Genomic DNA, 19850 nt, shown 5'->3' on the forward strand with positions numbered 1-19850 from the left:
AAATTATATGAGCTTGAATCCTAGAGACGTCGTGATTGTCGACTTCGGTCGTACTCCGATGGGCCGCTCCAAGGGCGGCATGCACCGCAACACCCGCGCCGAAGACATGTCGGCACACCTGATCAGCAAGTTGCTGGAACGCAATGTCAAAGTCGACCCGAACGAAGTCGAAGACGTGATCTGGGGCTGCGTCAACCAGACCCTGGAGCAGGGCTGGAACATCGCCCGCATGGCGTCCTTGATGACTCAGATCCCGCACACCGCTGCCGGCCAGACCGTCAGCCGCCTGTGTGGCTCGTCGATGAGCGCATTGCACACAGCAGCGCAAGCGATCATGACCGGTAATGGTGACGTGTTCGTGGTTGGCGGCGTCGAGCATATGGGTCACGTGAGCATGATGCACGGTGTCGATCCGAACCCGCACATGTCGCTGTACGCGGCGAAAGCCTCGGGCATGATGGGCCTGACCGCTGAAATGCTCGGCAAAATGCACGGCATTACCCGTGAGCAGCAGGATGCCTTCGGCGTGCGCTCCCACCAACTCGCCCATAAAGCGACGGTGGAAGGCAAGTTCAAAGACGAAATCATCCCGATGCAGGGTTACGACGAGAACGGTTTCTTGAAACTGTTCGACTACGACGAAACCATCCGTCCGGAAACTACCCTGGAAAGCCTGGCGGCGTTGAAGCCGGCGTTCAATCCAAAGGGTGGCACCGTGACAGCCGGTACTTCGTCGCAGATCACCGATGGTGCTTCGTGCATGATCGTGATGTCGGCGCAGCGTGCACAGGACCTGGGCATCCAGCCGATGGCGGTGATCCGCTCGATGGCAGTGGCAGGTGTGGACCCGGCGATCATGGGCTATGGTCCAGTACCGGCGACACAGAAAGCACTGAAGCGTGCAGGTCTGGGTATTGCCGATATCGACTTCTTCGAACTCAACGAAGCTTTCGCTGCACAGGCCCTGCCAGTGCTGAAAGATTTGAAAGTGCTCGACAAGATGAACGAGAAGGTTAACCTGCACGGCGGCGCGATCGCCCTGGGCCACCCATTCGGTTGCTCCGGTGCACGTATCTCCGGCACGCTGCTCAATGTAATGAAGCAGAATGGCGGCACCTTCGGTGTATCGACCATGTGCATTGGCCTCGGCCAGGGCATTGCCACCGTTTTCGAACGCGTTTAAGCGATTCGTCGACGGAAGCCGGGGCCAAGTGCCCCGGTTTTTGTTTTTCTGAAGATTTTTTTTGTTTTTTATTTCAAGTGATTTGAGTGAGGGCCAGACCATGCCGATACAACCAGGGCTCTACCAGCATTACAAAGGTCCGCAGTACCGCGTATTCAGTGTTGCGCGGCATTCCGAGACCGAAGAAGAAGTGGTCTTCTACCAAGCCCTGTATGGCGATTACGGCTTTTGGGTGCGTCCCTTGAGCATGTTCCTGGAGTCGGTCGAAGTTGACGGCGAACAGGTCCCACGCTTTGCTTTGGTGCAGGCCGAACCAAGCCTTTTTTCAAGGCCATAAGCTGAGAGCGCGCAGAACCCTGCGCTTGACCTCACCTTGTTGCCACTATATATAGCGGTGCCGCGTCAGGCGCCAACCGCCTTTCACTTCTAGAATTCAGGAATTTTCTGATCCATGGGCAAATCGCTGGTCATTGTGGAATCCCCGGCTAAGGCCAAGACCATCAACAAGTATCTGGGTAACCAATACGTGGTGAAGTCGAGTATCGGCCATATCCGAGACCTGCCCACCAGCGGTTCGGCTAGCGCCAGCAAAGAGCCTGCTGCCAAGCGCGGCAAGGCTGCTGCTGGTGAAGCGCCGGCGCTGTCGCCTAAAGAAAAGGCGCGCAAGCAACTGGTCTCGCGCATGGGTGTCGATCCCGATCATGGCTGGAAAGCCAAGTACGAGATCCTCCCGGGCAAGGAAAAGGTCATCGAAGAGCTGCGCCGGCTCGCCAAAGATGCTGACACCATCTATCTCGCAACCGACTTGGATCGCGAGGGGGAAGCCATTGCCTGGCACCTGCGCGAAGCCATCGGTGGTGATGACAGCCGCTACAAGCGCGTGGTGTTCAACGAAATCACCAAGAAGGCGATTCAGGAAGCCTTCTCCAAGCCGGGCGAGCTGGATATCGATCGAGTCAATGCTCAGCAGGCGCGTCGCTTCCTCGACCGTGTGGTGGGTTACATGGTTTCGCCGCTGCTGTGGGCCAAGATCGCTCGCGGTCTGTCTGCCGGCCGTGTGCAGTCGGTAGCCGTGAAGCTGGTGGTGGAGCGTGAGCGCGAAATTCGTGCGTTCAACCCGGAAGAGTATTGGGAAGTTCATGCTGACCTCGGCACTACCAAGGGCGCCAATGTGCGTTTTGAAGTGGCCCGTGAAAACGGCGAAGCCTTCAAGCCGCTCAACGAAGCCCAGGCCATGGCTGCGCTGGAGAAGCTCAAGGCTTCCAGCTACACCATCGCCAAGCGCGAAGACAAACCGACCAGCAGCAAGCCGTCGGCACCGTTCATCACGTCCACGCTGCAACAGGCTGCCAGTAACCGCCTGGGCTTCGGCGTGAAGAAAACCATGATGATGGCCCAGCGTCTGTACGAAGCTGGCTACATCACTTACATGCGTACCGACTCGACCAACCTCTCGGTTGATGCCGTGGCGATGGCGCGTACATATATTGAAGGTGAGTTCGGCGGCAAGTACCTGCCGGAAACACCGAACGTCTACAGCAGCAAGGAAGGCGCGCAAGAGGCTCACGAAGCGATTCGTCCTTCTGATGTGAATACCGATCCAAGCAAGCTGTCGGGCATGGAGCGTGACGCTGAGCGTCTCTACGAGCTGATCTGGCGCCAATTCGTCGCGTGCCAGATGCTGCCGGCAAAATACCTGTCGACTACCGTCAGCGTCGCCGCTAGCGGCTTCGAGCTGCGCGCCAAGGGCCGCATTCTGAAGTTCGACGGTTACACCCGCGTCATGCCGCAAATGGCCAAGCCTGGCGACGACGATGTGCTGCCGGACATGGTGCAAGGCGATGTGCTGAAGTTGATCAAGCTTGATCCAAGCCAGCACTTCACCAAGCCGCCGGCGCGTTACTCGGAAGCGAGCCTGGTTAAAGAAATGGAAAAACGCGGTATCGGTCGTCCTTCGACCTACGCGGCGATCATTTCGACTATCCAGGACCGCGGTTACGTCGCGCTGCACAACCGTCGTTTCTACTCGGAAAAGATGGGTGACATCGTCACCGAGCGTCTGTCCGAAAGCTTCTCGAACCTGATGGACTACGGCTTCACCGCCGGCATGGAAGAGAACCTCGATGACGTCGCCCAGGGCGAGCGTGACTGGAAAAACGTGCTGGACGAGTTCTACGGCGACTTCAAGAAGAAACTCGAAGTAGCCGAGAGTGCGGAAAACGGCATGCGTGCCAATCAGCCGGTCATGACCGACATCCCGTGCCTCACCTGCGGTCGTCCGATGCAGATTCGTACCGCATCGACCGGTGTGTTCCTTGGTTGTTCGGGTTATAGCCTGCCACCAAAAGAGCGCTGCAAAGCCACCGTCAACCTGGTGCCGGGCGATGAAATCGCTGCAGACGACGAGGGTGAGTCGGAGTCTTTGGTGCTGCGTGGCAAGCATCGCTGCCCGATCTGCAGCACCGCGATGGACGCTTACCTGCTGGATGAGAAGCGCAAGCTGCACATCTGCGGTAACAACCCGGATTGCGCAGGCTACGAGATCGAAGAAGGCAGCTATCGCATCAAGGGCTACGAAGGTCCGAGCCTGGAGTGCGATAAGTGCGGCAGCGAAATGCAGTTGAAGACTGGCCGTTTCGGCAAGTTCTTCGGTTGCACCAACGCGACCTGCAAAAACACCCGCAAACTGCTGAAGAGCGGTGACGCGGCGCCGCCGAAGATGGATCCGGTGAAGATGCCCGAGCTCAAGTGCGAGAAGGTCAACGACACCTACATTCTGCGTGATGGTGCTTCTGGCCTGTTCCTGGCGGCGAGCCAGTTCCCGAAAAACCGCGAGACCCGTGCTCCGCTGGTGATCGAGATCGTGCCGCACAAGGATGAGATCGATCCGAAGTACCACTTCCTCTGCGAAGCGCCGAAGAAGGATCCGGATGGTCTCCCGGCGGTGATCCGTTACAGCCGCAAGACCAAGGAGCAGTACGTGCAGACCGAGGTCGAAGGCAAGCCTACCGGTTGGAAGGCATTCTACGACGGTGGCAAGTGGGTGGTTGAAGACAAGCGCGTAGCCAAATAATCGGGCAATGCGATGCCAAAGGCCGCATGCGAACCCTCGGGTTTTCATGCGGCCTTTTGTTTTGTGCTTGCGGTCGGCTTGTCTGATCCATGACACTGTCAGACCCGCATTACGCGTCTTATTTCGTTGTGGAGACTGCCGTCATGGCCTTTGAGCTCTATACCCGTACCAATCAGAAAATTTACTTTGCCGGCCTGTCGCTTGAGGCGCTGGCCCGGGCGGAAGAGGGGCGGGCGATGAACTCCCTGGCGCTGATCCAGGCCGGGCGTGAGTCAGCGTTGTTTCACTTGTACGGCGCACTGCTGGGCTTGTGTCATGAGATTGCCGGTTTCTACCGTTTGCCTCAGGCCAATGCACCGCGAGCAGAATTGCTGCTGACTCGTGAAGTGCTCGAGACCATCGCTATTCCGGAAATGGCGGAGATGGTCGAGTTGGCGAATAACCCTGAAACCTGGCTGGCAAAGCTTTTGGCTGCCCATGCCGCGCTGTTTCAACCGCCACGCGTGCCGCACAAGCCCAAGGGCGACGTGACCCAGCCGCTGATCATGGCGGTTAACCTCGATGAAGAAGAGACGCCTCAAGAGTTGAGCCGAGAAGAGCTGGAGAGCTGGCGTCAGAACCTCAAGGATTTGGCGATTCGGTTTCGCGAAGGGTTGAATGAGTGCTGAATCTGCGCACGGAGCGCTGAGTGTTCAGTGATGGCCATGGATCAGGGATGATCTTTAGCATTGGTTTCGGTGACGTGCAGCCGGTCAAGATCCCGAGCGAAGCCGCGCTGATGACTATATAATCCCCGCCTTTCGTGGAGAACAGACCTTTATGCCAACGTCCTTTCTAGAAATTGTCGAACTGCCAGACGGCCGTATTGAGCTGCGCAGAGCTGAGGACGAGGGTTCTCTGGTGACTTTGAACTTCTCTGAAGACGCCAAAGCGTTCCTGCAGGGCCAGCACGTTGAAGTCGCCAAGGCGATGTTGAGCGTGGGTGTGCAGATGGCTGGGCGCTTGGTTGAAGGCGAATTCGACAAAGAAGAAGGGCCGCGGATTCTTCATTGATTCCGTTCATCGGCTTTTCGTAGGGCATCATTTCACATCGACGTTACAGATTGGCTTCTCTGTCCTGGAGAAGCCCTGCGCCTTTCAAGTGCACAGTGCGTGTCACTTAGCCCAGCCGAATATTCAGACTTTGAGCATCCCCGGTACGGGCGGCGCTGATCAGCTGTTGGCGTGCGCTGGAGCTCAACGGGTTCAGCCAACTTACAACGGTGTGACTGCGGCCCAGGCGCAGGGCTTCGCAAGCCAGTTGCTGGGCGCTTTGTGTTCCCCGTGGTTGCAGCAACAGAATGCGTTCGCGGTTCAGGCCGGCATCTCGCAGCCAGGCTTGAGTCAGGCTGGCAGGTGGAGCGATCAGCGTCAGCCAGCGAGCGTCCTTGTCCTGGCTCAACTCTCTGAGGATGGGGGCCAGAAGGTTCAGGCAGTTCCCTGCCGCACCACGCAATGACAGCTCACTGAACACTTCGGGTTCGGCGCTCCAGGGCGACTCGACCACGTCTTTGAGAATCGGCGCCAACGGCTGCGCCATGAACGCTTCAAACAGCGGAAGTTGTGTGTGCTGTGGTGTGTGAGGGAACTGCATAACGCCTCCTTTAGCGGCGAATGACGCCGACACTCAAGCCTTCAATCACCAGGTCCTGATCTTTCAGGTTCACTTCGATCGGGGCAAACTCGGGGTTTTCGGCAATCAGCCAGACCTTGCTGCCGTCGCGCTTGAAGCGCTTGACGGTCACTTCGTCGCCGATCCGCGCAACCACTATCTGGCCGTTACGGGCCTCGCGCGTGGTATGCACGGCGAGCAGGTCGCCGTCGAAAATCCCCACGTCCTTCATGCTCATGCCGTGAACGCGCAACAAATAGTCGGCGCGTGGATGGAAGAAAGAAGGATTGATGTTGCAGGATTCTTCGATGTGCTGTTGAGCGAGAATCGGAGCGCCGGCAGCAACCCGGCCAATGATCGGCAAGGTGGACTCGTCGGCCTTGGCTTCGAAGCCCGGGATGCGAATGCCGCGTGAGGCGCCGGGCGTCATTTCGATTGCACCCTTGCGCGCCAGTGCCTTGAGATGTTCTTCAGCGGCATTGGGTGACTTGAAGCCAAGCTCCAGGGCGATTTCTGCACGGGTCGGCGGATAGCCGTTGTCTTCGAGGCAACGTTTGATAAAAGCCAGAATCTCAGCTTGGCGTGGCGTCAGTTTTATCATGTCGATCGCTCTGTCTTTTTATACAGTGACTGGGATTATATACAGTGGAGTGGTCTTGGCAATCCTCCTTTTTTATCCGGCCGCTGGACGGTCGGTTTACAGATCGTCAGCTTGCTGCTTGTAGGACTGGCTACAGCTCCCGACTTGTATGGTTAAATAGCTGACCGACCGTTCGCAAAACGAACAGGCAGGCTTGACAATGCCCAGGCTGAAACGTATGTTTCAAACAAGTGTTTGTCAGGCGGAGTAGCCATGGCCCAGTCGGAAACCGTTGAACGCATTCTCGATGCTGCAGAGCAGCTGTTCGCGGAAAAAGGTTTTGCCGAAACTTCATTGCGGCTGATCACCAGCAAGGCTGGGGTCAACCTGGCGGCAGTGAATTATCATTTCGGCTCAAAGAAGGCCTTGATTCAGGCCGTCTTCTCGCGTTTTCTCGGGCCTTTCTGCATCAGCCTCGATCGTGAGCTGGAGCGCCGTCAGGCCAAGCCGGACAGCAAACCGAGCCTTGAAGAGTTGCTGGAAATCCTCGTCGAGCAAGCCCTCGTGGTGCAGCCACGCAGCGGCAATGATTTGTCTATCTTCATGCGCCTGTTGGGGCTGGCATTCAGCCAGAGCCAGGGGCACTTGCGGCGTTACCTGGAAGACATGTACGGCAAGGTATTCCGTCGTTACATGCTGTTGGTCAATGAAGCCGCACCGCGTATTCCGCCTATCGAACTGTTCTGGCGCGTGCACTTCATGCTCGGCGCAGCGGCGTTCAGCATGTCGGGGATCAAGGCCTTGCGCGCGATCGCCGAGACCGATTTCGGGGTGAACACCTCGATCGAGCAGGTGATGCGTCTGATGGTGCCGTTCCTGGCTGCTGGCATGCGCGCAGAAACCGGCGTCACCGACGAGGCCATGGCGTCGGCCCAGTTGCGTCCTCGCAGCAAATCGGCACCCGTCGCCGCCAAGGTTTAACGGCTCACGGGTGGGCGCGGCAGCTTACATCCGCTAAGCTAGCCGCCCATGCCGACTCTCGTTTCAGACCCGCTCGATTTCTCTTTTACCGACCACGTTCAGCCGGGCATCGCCCTTGGCGGCGAAGTCGTGTGTTTGCATCGGGCCGGGCTCTTCAAAGATGCGCCGCGCGCGCTTTTCGTTATCAAGGAATTTCTATGACTGCTGGCCTGCAAGGCTCGTTGATGGTGGACGTCGCCGGTACCTGGCTGACGGCCGAAGATCGCCAACTGTTGCGTCAGCCCGAAGTGGGTGGCCTGATTATTTTTGCGCGCAATATCGAGCATCCTCGTCAGGTTCGCGAGTTGAGTGCTTCGATCCGCGCGGTGCGTCCCGACCTGCTGTTGGCCGTAGACCAAGAGGGCGGTCGAGTGCAGCGCCTGCGTCAGGGTTTCGTGCGTCTGCCTGCCATGCGGGCGATTGCTGACAACCCGAACGCCGAATACCTGGCCGAGCAGTGCGGCTGGATCATGGCGACTGAAGTGCTGGCTGTCGGCCTCGATTTGAGCTTCGCCCCGGTGCTGGACCTCGACTACCAGCGCAGTGCCGTGGTCGGTACCCGTTCATTCGAAGGTGACCCGGAGCGTGCGGCCTTGCTGGCAGGCGCATTCATTCGCGGCATGAACAGCGCGGGCATGGCGGCGACCGGCAAGCACTTCCCAGGCCATGGCTGGGCAGAGGCCGATTCGCACGTCGCGATTCCGAATGACGAGCGCAGTCTCGAGCAAATCCGCGCGAAGGACCTCGTACCGTTCGCACGCTTGAGCAAGCAACTGGCGGCAGTGATGCCCGCCCATGTGATCTACCCGCAAGTTGACTCGCAGCCCGCCGGCTTCTCGCGCCGCTGGCTGCAGGACATCCTGCGCGGAGAATTGCAGTTTGACGGGGTAATCTTCAGCGACGATCTGTCGATGGCCGGTGCCCATGTGGTTGGCGACGCTGCCAGCCGGATCGAAGCGGCGCTGTCTGCCGGTTGCGACATGGGGCTGGTATGCAATGATCGCGCGGCCGCCGAACTGGCACTGAGTGCGGCTCAGCGCCTGAAGATCAAGCCGTCTGCACGCATTGCGCGGATGCGCAGCCAGTCGTTCGCCCGCACCGATTACCGGCAGGATCCGCGCTGGCTGACCGCCCTTGGCGCGCTCAAAGATGCCCAACTGATTGATTAAGGACTTTTTGCAATGACGGTTTACGCGATTATCGGTGGCACCGGCCTGACCCAGCTCGAAGGCTTGAGCATTCGCCAGTCATTGGCTCTGGAGACGCCGTACGGCGCGCCGTCGGCCGAGATCCAGATCGGTGAATACGCCGGGCGTGAAGTGCTGTTTCTCGCCCGTCACGGCCATCCGCACCGTTTTCCTCCGCATCAGGTGAATTACCGGGCCAACCTGTGGGCGTTGAAACAGGCGGGCGCGCAGGCGATTCTGGCGGTCAACGCGGTCGGCGGAATTCATGCCGCCATGGGCACCGGGCATTTCTGTGTGCCCCATCAGTTGATCGATTACACCAGCGGTCGCCAGCACACCTATTTTGCCGATGACCTGGAGCAGGTCACCCACATCGATTTCAGCTATCCCTACAGCGAGCCATTGCGTGAGCAGTTGATTGCCGCGTTGGCGGCTGAAGGCTGTGCCTACAGCAGTCACGGTGTATACGCCTGCACGCAAGGACCACGTCTGGAAACCGTTGCCGAGATCGTCCGTCTGGAGCGTGATGGCTGCGATATCGTCGGCATGACTGGTATGCCGGAAGCGGCATTGGCTCGCGAACTGGAGCTGGATTACGCGTGTCTGGCGCTGGTGGTGAACCCGGCGGCGGGCAAGTCGACGGCAGTGATTACCATGGCTGAAATCGAACAGGCGCTGCATGACGGGATGGGCAAGGTGAAGTCGACGTTGGCGCGGGTGTTGAAGGGCTGAGCATCTGTTACACCGAGTCGACCCTTTCGCGAGCAAGCCCGCTCCCACATTGGATTTGCGTTAGTCCGCAATAGTGGGCACCCCCATAAAACTAATGTGGGAGCGGGCTTGCTCGCGAAGGCGGTCTGCCTGCCGCCGCTAAATCTTCGATTTGTCCGGCAGCGGCGCAAACAACGCTTCAATATCGTCGCTCTGCAACTTCCAGTCCCCGGTCGAACGCCCATCCAGTACGCCGGCCGCCAGGTCGGATTTTTCCTTTTGCAGGTGCTGGATTTTCTCTTCGACGGTGCCGCGAGCAATCATCTTGTAAACGAACACCGGCTTCTCCTGGCCGATCCGGTAAGCGCGGTCGGTGGCCTGGTTTTCCGTCGCCGGGTTCCACCACGGATCATAGTGAATCACCGTGTCGGCTTCCGTCAGGTTCAGGCCAACGCCACCTGCTTTCAGGCTGATCAGGAAAATCTGACGCTTGCCGCTCTGGAAGTCTTTCACCGGCGTGCGTCGATCGCGGGTTTGTCCGGTCAGCAGTGCGTAAGCGATGCTGCGTTTATTCAGTTCGTCTTCGATCAGCGACAGCATCGAGGTGAACTGCGAAAACAGCAGGATTTTGCGGCCTTCTTCGAAGAGCTCCTCAAGCATCTCCATCAGGCTGTCGAGCTTGCCCGAGGTGCTGCCGCGGGTGGGCAGGGCGGCGTCATTGACCAGGCGCAGATCGCAGCACACCTGTCGCAGCTTGAGCAACGCTTCAAGAATGATGATCTGACTGCGCGCCACGCCTTTGCGGGTGATCTCGTCGCGGACTTTCTTGTCCATGGCCAGACGCATGGTTTCGTAAACGTCGCGCTGCGCCTCGTTGAGTTCGACCCAATGGACGATCTCGGTTTTCGGCGGCAGTTCGGTGGCGACCTGTTCCTTGGTTCGACGCAACAGGAACGGCTTGATCCGACCGTTCAGGTGTTGCAGTCGTACGTCGCTGGCGCGCTTTTCGATCGGTACGCGGTAATCGCGATTGAAGCTTTTCACGTCGCCCAGCCAGCCGGGCAGCAGGAAGTGAAACAGCGACCACAGCTCGCCCAGGTGATTTTCCAGTGGCGTGCCGCTGAGGCACAGGCGCTGGCGGGCATTGAGCTCTCGCGCCGCATGAGCGGCCTTGCTGTTGGGGTTCTTGATGTATTGCGCTTCGTCGAGCACCAGCACGTGCAATGGCTGCGCTGCCAGGCGTTCGACATCCTTGGGCAGCAGCGCATACGTGGTGAGGATCAGGTCGTATTCGGCCAAATGCTCAAAGTGTTTTTTACGTCCGGTGCCATACAGCGCCAGCACTTTGAGTTGTGGAGCAAAGTGCGCCGCTTCGTCGAGCCAGTTGGGAATCAGACTGGTGGGCATCACCACCATGCACGGCCGGTCCAGGCGGCCGGCGTTTTTCTCGGTCAGCACATGCGCCAGAGTCTGCAGGGTTTTGCCCAGGCCCATGTCGTCCGCAAGGATGCCGCCGACTTCCAGTTGCCGCAGCGACTGCATCCAGCTCAAGCCTTCAAGCTGATAAGGCCGTAATGTGGCGTTCAGCCCTTCGGGTGCCTCGGTCGTGTAATCCTTGATGTCACGCAGGCGCTGGGCAAAGGTGCGGATGTGCTCGCCACCTTCCCAGAGCAGGGGCATGTCTTCCAGCGGATTCAGGCGGGTGGCATCGGCGCTGCTCAGCCGCAACCGGGTTTCTCCGGGCTCTTGCAGGTAAAACTCGCCAAGGGTCGCCAGCACAGGCTTTAAACGACCGAGCGGCAGCGCGACCTGCAATGGGCCGTATTCGGAGTTCGGACGGTTCGGGATGTTCACCAGGATCAACTCATCGTCGCGGCGTCTGGCCAGGCGTTCCGGGTTGAGAATCTCGGTGTGCGAGCGCATCAGGTTCAGCAGGATCGGCAGCAGGCTAAGGCGCTCGCCATTGACGATAATCCCCAGCTCCAGATCAAACCAGTCGCGCTCCGGCGCCTCTTCGACCGTGGCGTACCAGTCATCGACCGCCGTCAGGTCAAAGCCGAAGTCTTCGTCAATCTGCAGTTCCCAGCCTTGGGTACGTAACTTGGGCAGCTCATTGAGGGTGAACGTCAGCCAGGCGCTGTCGTTGACCATCTCATAAAGTTCACCGGCGCTTTCCGGCAAGGCTTTGCTTTGGCGGGTCGCAACTCTGAATCCGAGGATTCGCAGCTGTTCCCGGTAGGCTTTTTCGGCGTCCGGCTGGCGTTTGATTCGTAGCGTTTGCTGTTCCTGTCGGATCAGGATGTCGGCATTTCTCTGCCCGCTGACGTATTCATCCAGATAGCGGAAAGACAGCGCAGCACGGTGCTGGATGTAGCGCTGCATTTTGCCGTTGCGTGGTTCGAAGGCGCTGAATTCAATGCTCGCCAGCCACAGACGCGGCACCGGTTGCACGTTGTCCACCAGTTGTTGCGGCAAAGGCGCGGGGCTACGGTTTTCGAGAACCGCCTGCAGTTTTTCCAGCAACTCGGCGTCTTTGGCGGCAGCGGGGTACTCAAGGGTTTCCTGGACTTTGAGCAGCACTGCAGCGCAATGCTTGCAGTTAACGCGCACCGGGCAACTGCACGTTGCCTCGACCAGTAACAGAGTGCCTTTGGTGGATTCGCGCAGTGTAATGGTCTGGCGGTAAACATTGCCGCCAGAGCCTTCGCAACTGGCGGTGATGGTGCTGTCGCCGGCCTCGACGATCCTGACGCGATTTTCCAGTGCGTAGCGGCGGCCACGCTCCAGGCTTTGTTCCTTGAATCGACTGACCCAGGAAGGGGCCAGGGGTTTGCTCAGGTTCGGGGGCATGGGGACTTCAATCAGTCCGGGAGAACGTCAGGGACTGGCGGACGCGCAGGTGCAGTCAGCGAAGTGATTTTGATCAGCAGCGCCAGGTGGCCGTTGTCGAGGTAGTTGAGCTGACCGTTTTTGGTGTGGCTTTGCTGCTTCAGGCGTTCGCTGGCGATAACCCGACCATAGGTATCGAACTGGTTGACCCAGAAGTTCGCGTCAACGTCGGTGAAGCGCCCGAGCTTCAGGTTCAGCGTGCCTTCGATCGGGAACTGGCCGAATTGCTCCTTGCCGTCGCTGATCGAGACTTTTCTCGCGTCCTCGCCAAGACTCTGTTGCCAGGATTTGTGCAGCAGCACCGTGTAATCGCTGCTGGTGCGCAGTTTTTCTGCTTCGGTATTGAGGCTTGGGGTGCGCAGGCTGTCGGCACTGACCGGTCGTGCACCGGCAGCCCAGTCTTCCGGCGCGGTGCGGCTGACAATGGCCGGTACGGCGTTCTGGCGGAAGAGGATCATTTCAACCTGATACAAGCTGTCGGCAAACGCCGTCGGAGCAACGAGGGTCAACAGCAGGGTCAATGAGCGAAACAGGCGCATGCGGCGTCCTTCAAGCAGTTTTTGGAGTGAGGCGCTCAAACAGCGCCTCCACTGTATTAAAGCGCTCTTCCGGGCGCTCCATCGGCACCATGAATTTGAACATCGTGGCGCCTTCGAATTTGTAGCGGTTGGGTTGGCCCTGGATCAGCTTGATCAGCACCAGCGGATCGACCGGCGTTTGTGCGCCGAACTCGATACGACCGCCTTGCGGGCCGCCGTCGACTTTCTTGATCCCCAGTTGCTCGGCCTGCAGTTTCAGCAAGGTCATGCGCACCAGGTTCTTGGTCGGTTCCGGCAGCAGGCCGAAGCGGTCGATCATCTCCACTTGCAGGTCTTTGAGGCCATCCTCGTCGGTCGCCGACGCGATACGTTTGTAGAGAATCAGGCGTGCGTGAACATCCGGCAGATAGTCTTCCGGGATCAGCGCCGGCAAGCGCAGATTGATTTCCGGACCACCTCCCAGCGGTTGATCGAGGTTTGGCTGCTCGCCCTTGCGGATGGATTTCACCGCGCGCTCGAGCATTTCCATGTACAGGGTGAAACCGACGGCCTGGATCTGCCCGCTCTGACCATCGCCCAGCAGTTCGCCGGCGCCACGGATTTCCAGGTCGTTGGTGGCCAGCACAAAGCCTGCGCCGAGGTCCTGGGTGTTGGCGATCGCTTCCAGGCGTTTTTCCGCGTCTGGCGTGATCTGTTGACGCGGCGGTGTCAGCAGGTAGGCGTAAGCCTGGTGGTGACTGCGACCGACGCGGCCACGCAATTGGTGCAGCTGGGCCAGGCCGAACTTGTCGGCACGCTCGATGATGATGGTGTTGGCGCTCGGCACGTCGATGCCGGTCTCGATGATGGTCGAGGCGATCAGCACGTTGAAGCGCTTGTGGTAGAAGTCGCTCATCACCTGTTCAAGCTCGCGCTCGCGCATCTGCCCGTGGCCGATGCCGATCCGTGCTTCCGGTACCAGTTCGGCGAGGTCGGCGGCACATTTCTCGATGGTTTTCACATCGTTGTGCAGGTAGTAGACCTGACCGCCACGCAGCAACTCACGGAGCAGGGCCTCTTTGACTGTGCTCTTGTTCTGTTCCATGACGAAGGTGCGTACCGACAAGCGTCGCGCTGGCGGCGTAGCGATGATCGACAGATCGCGCATGCCCGACACTGCCATGTTCAGCGTGCGTGGAATCGGCGTGGCGGTCAGGGTCAGGATGTCGACTTCACTGCGCAGGGCCTTGAGCTGTTCCTTCTGACGAACACCAAAGCGGTGTTCTTCGTCGATGATCACCAGCCCGAGGTTTTTGATCTTCACGTCGTCTTGCAACAGCTTGTGCGTGCCGATGACGATGTCGATCTTGCCTTCGGCGAGGTCGGCAACGGCGGCATTCACTTCCTTGGTCGACTTGAAGCGGCTCATCACTTCCACGGTCACTGGCCAGTCGGCGAAGCGGTCGCGGAAGCTGTTGTAGTGTTGCTGGGCGAGCAGGGTGGTCGGTACCAGAATCGCGACCTGACGGCCGCCGTGCACGGCAATGAATGCCGCGCGCATCGCCACTTCGGTCTTGCCGAAGCCGACGTCGCCGCAGACCAATCGGTCCATCGGTCTCGGCGCGAGCATATCTTCGCGCACCGCGTCGATGGTGGTTTGCTGGTCCGGGGTTTCTTCGAACGGGAAGCCGGCGCTGAAGGTTGCGTAATCGGCTTTCGGATCGGCGAAGGCATAACCTTCGCGAGCCGCGCGGCGAGCATAAATGTCGAGCAGTTCGGCGGCGACGTCACGCACCTGTTCGGCGGCTTTGCGTTTGGCTTTCTGCCAGGTTTCGGAGCCGAGGCGGTGCAGCGGCGCCAGAGCATCGTCGCTGCCGGTGTAACGGGCGATCAAATGCAGGTTGGCCACCGGCACATAAAGCTTGGCGCCTTCGGCGTACTCGAGGGTCAGGAACTCGGCGGCCTGGTTTTCGATTTCCAGGGTCGCGAGGCCCAGATAACGGCCAACGCCATGATCGATATGCACCACCGGTGCGCCTTCGCGCAGCTCGGTGAGGTTTTTGATCACGGCATCGTTATTGGCATCGGCGCGTTTCTCGCGACGACGGCGCTGCATCACTCGCTGACCGAACAACGGACTTTCAGCAATCAGTGCCAGGGCTGGATCGTCCAGCACCAGGCCTTCGTCCAGCGGTGCGATGGTGATCGCCAGACGCTCTTTGCCGGCGACGAAATCCGGCCAGCTGTCGACGGTTTTCGGTCGCAGCTTCAGGCGTTCCAGCAGTTCCAGCAGCACTTCGCGGCGACCGGCCGATTCGGCGGTAAACAGCACGCGACCGGAAAATCCATCAAGGAAATTCGACAGTGCTTCTAGCGGCTGGTTGGCCTTGGCTTCGATGGCCAGGTTCGGCAAAGGTTTGGCCGGAAAGCGCTCGCGCCCGACACCGGTTTCGACGTCTTGCTGGCTGGCAACCACGCGTGGCCAGCTCTTGAGGCGTGCGAAGCAGTCTTCTACCGGCAGGAACAGCTCAGCCGGCGGCAGCAATGGCCGGGATGGATCGACACGGCGCTCTTCATAGCGGTTGCGCACGTCGTTCCAGAAATTTTCCGCCGCCTGTTCGATGCCCGGCAGGGAAAACACCTGGGTGTCCTGCGGCAGGTAGTCGAACAGTGTGGAGGTTTCATCGAAGAACAGCGGCAGGTAGTACTCGATACCGGCCGGTGTAATACCGCTGCTCAGGTCCTGGAAGATCGGGCAGCGGCGGAAATCGACATCGAAGCGTTCACGAAAGCGTGCCTTGAAGCGGGTCACGGCTTCCTTTTGCAGCGGGAATTCTTTGGCGGGCAGCAGTCGGACCGATTCGACCTTGTCGATGGAGCGCTGGTTTTCCGGGTCGAAGGTACGCAGGGTCTCGATTTCGTCATCGAACAGGTCGATGCGGTAGGGCAGTTTGCTGCCCATCGGGAACAGGTCGATCAGTGCGCCGCGCACCGCGAATTCGCCGTGCTCATAAACCGTGTCGACGCAGCGATAGCCGCTGGCCTCCAGCCGCGTGCGCATTTGCTCGACGTCGAGCTTCTGGCCGATGTCCAGCACCAGGCTGCTGCCGAGCAGGAACTTGGTGGGGGCCAGGCGATGTAGGGCGGTGGTGATCGGCACTACCAAAACGCCGTGGCTCAGTTCAGGCAGCCGATACAGGCTGGCGATGCGCTGGGATATAATGTCCTGGTGCGGTGAAAACAGGTCGTACGGCAGGGTTTCCCAGTCCGGGAAATGCAGCACCGGCAAATCGGGGGCGAAGAAACTCAGCTCCTGTTCCAGCCGTTCGGCACTTTGGCTGTCGGCGGTCAGTAGCAGGGTAAAGCGCTTGGCAGCGCTGGCGGCCTCGGCGATGGCCAGGCTCAGGGCGGCACCGGGCAGGTTGCCCCAGTGCTGTTTACCTGCCGCGGCAGGGAGAAGCGGTAGACGCAGGACGGGCACGGAAGGTTGAGCTCCAGCGTTGCGACAAAGTCGGTAATTGTAGCGGGCGAAGGTGCCGGCTGTCAGTTGCAGACTACCGCCGACGAAAGGAAAAGCATGTTGCGATAGGCGTGCATTGCTCCGCAGACGACTCGGCGGCATAATGTAGCCCCTTTTTTCAGCCCCTACATGTGGAAGGTTCCCGTGACTCAGAAGCCCGACCAGTGTCTTGGTGAATGGATCGACCGTGAAGCACTCGCAGAAGCGATGATTCCGCTTATCGGTCAGCTTTACCGCAATAACAACGTGGTGAGCTCGATCTATGGCCGCAGCCTGATCAACCAGTCTGTCATCGCGATTCTCAAAGCTCACCGCTTTGCTCGCCATCGTCAGTCCGATGACGCCGAACTGTCCGTTCACGAAACATTCCCGCTGCTCAAAGCGATGAGCGAGCTCAAGCTCGGCGCCGCTTCGGTAGACCTGGGCAAGCTGGCGGTCAAGTTCAAGGCCGAAGGCAATGGCCGCACTGCCGAGCAGTTCGTCCGTGAAGAACTGGCCGACGTTGTAGGCCAGCAGAACGCTTCCGCACGCAAAGGCACTGACGTTGTACTGTACGGCTTCGGTCGTATCGGCCGTCTGCTGGCGCGCATCCTGATTGAAAAAACCGGCGGTGGCGATGGCCTGCGTCTGCGCGCCATCGTTGTGCGCAAAGGCGCTGAAAACGACCTGACCAAACGCGCCAGCCTGCTGCGTCGCGATTCGGTTCATGGTTCGTTCAATGGCACCATCACCATCGACGAAGCCAACAACACCATCACCGCCAACGGCAACCTGATCCAGGTTATCTACGCGAAGAACCCGACGGAAGTGGACTACACCCAGTACGGCATCAAAGATGCTCTGCTGGTGGACAACACCGGTGTGTGGCGTGACGCCGAAGGTCTGGGCCAGCACCTGGCCTGCCCGGGTATCGACCGCGTTGTTCTGACCGCACCTGGCAAAGGCAAGCTGAAGAACATCGTTCACGGCATCAACCACGGTGAAATCACCGCTGACGACAAGATCGTTTCCGCCGCCTCTTGCACCACCAACGCCATCGTGCCGGTGCTCAAGGCTGTGAACGACAAGTTCGGCATCATCAACGGTCACGTTGAAACGGTTCACTCGTACACCAACGACCAGAACCTGATCGACAACTTCCACAAAGGCGATCGCCGTGGTCGTAGCGCCGCGCTGAACATGGTAATCACCGAGACCGGTGCTGCTACCGCTGCTGCCAAGGCCCTGCCTGAGCTGGCCGGCAAGCTGACCGGTAACGCGATCCGTGTTCCAACGCCGAACGTGTCGATGGCAATCCTCAACCTGAACCTTGAGAAAGCCGCCACCCGTGAAGAGATGAACGAGTACCTGCGCTACATGGCGCTGCACTCCGATCTGCATAAGCAAATCGACTTCGTCAACTCGCAGGAAGTGGTTTCCACCGACTTCGTTGGCTCGCGCCACGCAGGTGTTGTGGACGCTGAAGCAACCATCACCCAAGACAACCGTGTTGTTCTGTACGTTTGGTACGACAACGAATTCGGTTACAGCTGCCAGGTGGTTCGCGTGATGGAAGACATGGCCGGTGTAAACCCGCCAGCATTCCCGCGCTAAGCCTTAGCCGCACACGAAAACGCCCTGACTTGTCGGGGCGTTTTTGTTTGTGTGGTTTGTCTGGCCGGCCTGCGGATTCGGCGAAATATTCTGTGATACATCGCTTCTGGAGCCTTTGTATCAAGGTGATAGGTTTGTCCGCGAATAAAATACTTGAGGATGATTTGAATGCGCTTTATCGCAAAGCCTTGCGCAGCATTGCTATTGCTGGCGACCACCGTCTCTTTCGGCAACCTCGCCATGGCAAATGCCAAGCGGTCGGATATCGACAGCATCGTGCAAGATGCCGCCCAAGCGGTCATGCAGCAGTACAACATTCCCGGCCTGGCCATTGCGGTGACCGCTAATGGCAAGCAGCAGTTCTACAACTTCGGCGTGGCCTCGAAGGAAACACAGCAGAAGGTCACGAGCGATACGCTGTTTGAAATCGGCTCGATCAGTAAAACCTTCACGGTCACCCTGGCGACCTACGCTGAGGTCAACGGTCAGCTTTCGCTCACTGACCACCCCGGCAAGTACCTGCCCGAGCTCGCGGGTAGCCCGTTCGATAAAGCGACGCTGATCAACCTGGCGACCCATACCGCAGGCGGCTTCCCCCTGCAGGTGCCTGATCAGGTACAGAACAACCAACAGCTGATGGACTACTTCAAGGCGTGGCAGCCGACGTATGCGCCGGGCGCTCAAAGAACCTATGCCAACCCCAGCATCGGGGCGCTGGGCATGATTACGGCGATCAGCATGAAAATGCCGTTCGCGGTGGCGCTGGAGCAGCGACTCTTCCCGGCACTCGGAATGCCCAACAGCTTCATCAACATCCCGGCGAGCAAGCTGTCGCTCTATGCTCAGGGTTACAACAAGCAAGATGTCCCGGTCCGGTTGAATTCCGGTGTGCTGGGTGACGAGGCCTACTCGGTAAAAACCAGCTCCACGGACCTGATTCGCTTTGTCGATGCCAATCTGGGCGTCGCGAAGGTAGAGGCAAAACTCGGGCGCGCACTGATGGAGACGCACAAGGGCTATTTTCAGGTAGGCCCGATGACTCAAGACTTGATCTGGGAGCAGTACGGCTATCCGGTGCAACTGAGTGCACTGCTTGAAGGCAACGCCGACAAGATGATTTACGACAGTCATGTCGTCACGGCATTAAACCCGCCCCTGGCGCCACAGGAGGCGGTCTGGGTCAACAAGACGGGCTCGACCGGCGGGTTCTCTGCTTATGTGGCCTTCGTCCCCGAGAAGAAGTTTGGCATTGTGGTGCTGGCCAACAAGAGCTACCCCAACGAACCCCGGGTGCGCCTGGCGCATCGGATCCTGAGTGAACTGGATTGCTGTTCGCTGGCGGAGGATTGAGTGGCGGCCGATGTGAACTCTCCAGCGTTTCCGCGCTGAGCCCTGGCTGCACATGAAAACGCCCCGACTTGTCGGGGCGTTTTCATGTGCAGCGGTTCATTATAAGGAGCAATTAGACATCATCTATTAAATTGGAAGTGTTCATGCGTCATCTGCTATGTCTGGTCAGTGCAATGTAGTTATACCGTTTTATTCTTGATGTGTGCCAGGTCAGAACACTGTAAAGATCGACATGTCATCGCTATAAAAATTCAATAATAAAAAAATCCTCAAATAAAATAAGCGTTTGCAATGGGAGGGTGTTGTTACTTGCTTTACATGGATCCAATACAGGGTGCGCTCAATAATTGACGCCATTTTATTGAATGCTTCGATGCTTGACAGCGATCGGTGCTGAAATTAGTGTCTCCCCCTGACAGCTCCGGCATTGGCCGGGGTTGGCCGGGGTTGGGTGACAGCAAATTGCCTGTACAGTCGGGCAAATAGTCACGGTAACTTTCACAACTTTGGCAGTGCTGCTTTAAAAGTAATGGCGTTTTAATGTGCGTCATGATGGCAACTAATACTCCAAAAAG

At 58.7% G+C, this 19850-nt stretch carries 16 protein-coding genes; 11 read left to right on the forward strand and 5 right to left on the reverse strand.

Annotated elements, in window-relative coordinates:
* Positions 1 to 7: 7 nt before the first annotated feature.
* The 5 genes from fadA (at position 8) to BK658_RS25065 (ending at position 5309) form a co-directional block, all read left to right on the forward strand.
* Positions 8 to 1183 carry an acetyl-CoA C-acyltransferase FadA gene (gene fadA, locus BK658_RS25045; RefSeq protein WP_024618393.1) on the forward strand — a complete coding sequence of 392 codons (1176 nt, stop codon included), beginning with the start codon at positions 8 to 10 and terminating at the stop codon, positions 1181 to 1183.
* Positions 1184 to 1283: 100 nt separating this feature from the next.
* Positions 1284 to 1520 carry a DUF1653 domain-containing protein gene (locus BK658_RS25050; protein ID WP_019692748.1) on the forward strand — a complete coding sequence of 79 codons (237 nt, stop codon included), beginning with the start codon at positions 1284 to 1286 and terminating at the stop codon, positions 1518 to 1520.
* A 114-nt stretch (positions 1521 to 1634) separates the two neighbouring features.
* Complete coding sequence (gene topA, locus BK658_RS25055) at positions 1635 to 4256, forward strand: type I DNA topoisomerase (protein ID WP_123584636.1); 2622 nt, start codon at positions 1635 to 1637, stop codon at positions 4254 to 4256.
* Between the two features lie 143 nt (positions 4257 to 4399).
* Positions 4400 to 4924: a DUF6586 family protein gene (locus BK658_RS25060; RefSeq protein WP_123584637.1), complete on the forward strand. Its 525-nt coding sequence runs from the start codon at positions 4400 to 4402 to the stop codon at positions 4922 to 4924.
* Positions 4925 to 5075: 151 nt separating this feature from the next.
* Complete coding sequence (locus BK658_RS25065; RefSeq protein ID WP_019692745.1) at positions 5076 to 5309, forward strand: hypothetical protein; 234 nt, start codon at positions 5076 to 5078, stop codon at positions 5307 to 5309.
* Between the two features lie 106 nt (positions 5310 to 5415).
* On the opposite strand, the gene sulA is transcribed toward BK658_RS25065, so the two are convergent.
* Positions 5416 to 5889 carry an SOS-induced cell division inhibitor SulA gene (sulA, locus tag BK658_RS25070; RefSeq protein ID WP_123584638.1) on the reverse strand — a complete coding sequence of 158 codons (474 nt, stop codon included), beginning with the start codon at positions 5887 to 5889 and terminating at the stop codon, positions 5416 to 5418.
* A gap of 10 nt (positions 5890 to 5899) precedes the next feature.
* Complete coding sequence (gene lexA / locus BK658_RS25075) at positions 5900 to 6508, reverse strand: transcriptional repressor LexA (protein WP_054593187.1); 609 nt, start codon at positions 6506 to 6508, stop codon at positions 5900 to 5902.
* A gap of 252 nt (positions 6509 to 6760) precedes the next feature.
* On the opposite strand from lexA, the gene BK658_RS25080 reads away from it, so the two are divergent.
* From BK658_RS25080 to BK658_RS25090, 4 genes are read left to right on the forward strand one after another with little or no spacing between them, the layout of a single operon-like run.
* On the forward strand, positions 6761 to 7468 hold the full coding sequence (locus BK658_RS25080) for a TetR/AcrR family transcriptional regulator (protein WP_054593186.1): 708 nt from the start codon (positions 6761 to 6763) through the stop codon (positions 7466 to 7468).
* Between the two features lie 48 nt (positions 7469 to 7516).
* On the forward strand, positions 7517 to 7669 hold the full coding sequence (locus BK658_RS30075; RefSeq protein ID WP_185019895.1) for a hypothetical protein: 153 nt from the start codon (positions 7517 to 7519) through the stop codon (positions 7667 to 7669).
* Positions 7666 to 8676 (forward strand): beta-N-acetylhexosaminidase, encoded by a 1011-nt coding sequence (gene nagZ, locus BK658_RS25085; protein ID WP_123584639.1) that lies wholly within the window; start codon positions 7666 to 7668, stop codon positions 8674 to 8676. Before BK658_RS30075 ends, nagZ begins: the two co-directional genes overlap by 4 nt.
* 12 nt (positions 8677 to 8688) lie before the next feature.
* A complete protein-coding gene (locus BK658_RS25090; RefSeq protein ID WP_123584640.1) occupies positions 8689 to 9426 on the forward strand; it encodes an S-methyl-5'-thioinosine phosphorylase in 738 nt (245 codons plus the stop codon).
* A gap of 138 nt (positions 9427 to 9564) precedes the next feature.
* Here BK658_RS25090 and BK658_RS25095 read toward each other — a convergent pair whose 3' ends face one another.
* From BK658_RS25095 to mfd, 3 genes are read right to left on the reverse strand one after another with little or no spacing between them, the layout of a single operon-like run.
* A complete protein-coding gene (locus tag BK658_RS25095; RefSeq protein WP_123584641.1) occupies positions 9565 to 12255 on the reverse strand; it encodes a DEAD/DEAH box helicase in 2691 nt (896 codons plus the stop codon).
* A gap of 11 nt (positions 12256 to 12266) precedes the next feature.
* Positions 12267 to 12833 (reverse strand): CsiV family protein, encoded by a 567-nt coding sequence (locus BK658_RS25100; protein ID WP_123584642.1) that lies wholly within the window; start codon positions 12831 to 12833, stop codon positions 12267 to 12269.
* A gap of 10 nt (positions 12834 to 12843) precedes the next feature.
* On the reverse strand, positions 12844 to 16293 hold the full coding sequence (gene mfd, locus BK658_RS25105; RefSeq protein ID WP_123584800.1) for a transcription-repair coupling factor: 3450 nt from the start codon (positions 16291 to 16293) through the stop codon (positions 12844 to 12846).
* A gap of 168 nt (positions 16294 to 16461) precedes the next feature.
* Here mfd and BK658_RS25110 point away from each other — a divergent pair, with 168 nt between their 5' ends.
* Both BK658_RS25110 and ampC read left to right on the forward strand, forming a co-directional pair.
* Positions 16462 to 17925 (forward strand): glyceraldehyde-3-phosphate dehydrogenase, encoded by a 1464-nt coding sequence (locus BK658_RS25110; protein WP_123584643.1) that lies wholly within the window; start codon positions 16462 to 16464, stop codon positions 17923 to 17925.
* 168 nt (positions 17926 to 18093) lie between these two features.
* The gene (gene ampC, locus BK658_RS25115; protein ID WP_123584644.1) at positions 18094 to 19275 is read left to right on the forward strand and encodes a class C beta-lactamase; all 1182 of its coding nucleotides are present in this window, start codon (positions 18094 to 18096) and stop codon (positions 19273 to 19275) included.
* The last annotated feature ends 575 nt before the right edge of the window (positions 19276 to 19850 follow it).

Source organism: Pseudomonas brassicacearum, from assembly GCF_003732175.1.
GTDB classification, from domain to species: Bacteria; Pseudomonadota; Gammaproteobacteria; order Pseudomonadales; family Pseudomonadaceae; genus Aquipseudomonas; species Aquipseudomonas brassicacearum_G.